Origin of the sequence: Pyrobaculum sp., assembly GCF_049971835.1 — an archaeon.
Classification (GTDB): Archaea; Thermoproteota; Thermoprotei; order Thermoproteales; family Thermoproteaceae; genus Pyrobaculum.
In genome coordinates, this window is the sequence record NZ_JBMFKV010000285.1 from 1 (window position 1) to 2,022 (window position 2,022).

The following is a 2,022-nucleotide window of genomic DNA, read 5'->3' on the forward strand; positions in this document are numbered from 1 at the left end:
TTGGCAAAAGCTAGTATTTCAACCCTATTACGTAGGGGGTGGCGATAACAACTACGCCGGCTATACTGTGGATTGGGGAACCAATGACGCATACCACGAGCCAGATCGTTCTAAGCCCGACGCCGCCGTGTGGTGGGTTGTGAACAGGGGAGTTAGCTATTATGTCCCCACGGGGTTATGTGGTTGGAGGCAGAGCTGGGCGCCGGTCATAGAGGTAATCCCGGACGCGCAGCTGGCTTACAGCTACGGGGCTTGGAAGATTGGATATGTGACTTCGTGCACCGGTTCCGACTACGTGCAACTAAAACCTGACGATAGGTACTCTGGTAGAGTCTACGCCGTCGATTATAATATAATGTCCGCGCAAGACCATGACAGCGGTGGCATAGTCTTCAGAGCTGGATGTAAGGGCTCGCTGTGCGGTGTAAGGGCAATAGGCATTGTAATAGGCGCGATACCTCCAGGCGGTCCGTACTACTATGTTTTAGTGCAGTCTGCTGACTACGCAATCAAGTACTATGGCGTGTATCCCTATGTGGCTCAGTAGGTTCGCCCTCGTTCTTCTGGCGTCGCTGGCGCTAGCCGCCTCCAGCGCGTCGCTTGTTGAGAGACACGGCTCTGTGGTTGTGGTGAACCTAACAGCGCTGACAGACGTCCTGAGGCCTGCCCACGTGTTTGACCTGGGCAGATGCTCGGCGTATGTCTACGTGGCGAGGAGTTTCAACGACACGACCCCCATGCTGTCGCTCCCAAGGATGGAGAAGCCTCCGCCGCCCCCATCACACAGCTTTGAAGAACTTGTGGACGCCGTCTTACCTCTCGTAGGTCCAGAGGTGGAGGTGGGGGTCAGCATCTACGGGGCCTCGAACGCAGGTAAGGGAGCGTATCAAGTATCTAAGGTTGTGAAAGTGGCCGCCGGCAACTACACAGAGCTAGAGGCTGCTGTAAGCAGGGCGCTTGGGTTGAAAGTCTACAGAGATCCATCCAGGGGGCTTAGGGAAAACGGGACTGCGCAAGGTGGCCGACGGGAGGTCGCCGTAATCAACTTCGTTGTTAAGAAGACGGAGAAGGTCCAAGTCTGGATAGAACGCGGCGCCCCCCTAATCATAACAACCACAAGCTTCGCCGAGGCTGAGAAAATAATCAAAGCTGTTAAGGAGAGGCTAGGCGACTTCTCGGCCTACGTGACGGTAGGCCCATACTGGGTGGATGACGGCGAGGAGGCTGAGAGGCTTAGAAACGCCGCGATGCAACTAGAAAGGGAGATGGGGACCGTGAGAGAAACAGAGAGGGGCGTCCAGGGCATTATCCACATCTTTTCACTATCCCACGCAGGCCCCCGGGTATTCGTCTTCCCGTACCCCAACGACACGAGGCCGCCAGATGAAAAGACGGCGGAAAAAATAGCGAGGCGCTTCGTCGAGCTCTCCGGATACTGCAAATCGCCGCTGATACTTGAATTCTGGCCTAAAACCGGATACGACAAATTCACACAGCCCCGCGATGCGCCGCCTCTATGGGTAATCGCCTTGTTGATAGCGCTGGCATCACCAGCGGCTATTTATCTCCACAGGTGGCATAAAGGTAGCAGAGATGCTATAGCGGCTTGAATATTCTCCGTAGACCACTACTAAGCACACCTTTTTTCTATTACTACTCCTCTTACTTCTTATCGCTTCGTTTGTACTGATCTTCATACCGCCTTATATCTTAGACGCCGCCTTGCTTTACATAGCTAATTTGTGATTGTGGCTGTCCCCGTGTTTTTAACGATAGGGACGAGGAGGTTGACGCCATTAATTATCTCTCTCATAGGTTTCTTTTTGCTTTGGCTCTTCTACAACTATGCCGCTGTTATATCTTTCCGGAGTGAGCTTATGATTCGTCTAGGCGTCGCCAAGCCGCCCCCTCCGTGCCCAGCCGGCGAGGTGGCCAACGCCTCAGGCTACGTATACGGGCCTTGCTAATACGACGGCCCCCTTGAGCCAAGCCAGCCGACTTGCGACGCGGGCCTCCGCATAC

Annotated in this window: 2 protein-coding genes; both read left to right on the forward strand. The window is 54.5% G+C overall.

What is annotated here, in order from left to right; translation table 11 throughout:
• A partial coding sequence (locus ACP5J3_RS13715) for a hypothetical protein (protein ID WP_428496197.1) occupies positions 1-547 on the forward strand: 547 nt, incomplete at its 5' end.
• Positions 519-1,610 carry a hypothetical protein gene (locus tag ACP5J3_RS13720; protein ID WP_428496198.1) on the forward strand — a complete coding sequence of 364 codons (1,092 nt, stop codon included), beginning with the start codon at positions 519-521 and terminating at the stop codon, positions 1,608-1,610. The genes ACP5J3_RS13715 and ACP5J3_RS13720, both read left to right, overlap by 29 nt.
• The last annotated feature ends 412 nt before the right edge of the window (positions 1,611-2,022 follow it).

Coding starts and splice junctions, on each gene's coding strand:
- ACP5J3_RS13720 (WP_428496198.1), top strand. CDS start 519: ATGGCGTGTATCCCTATGTGGCTCAGTAGGTTCGCCCTCGTTCTTCTG.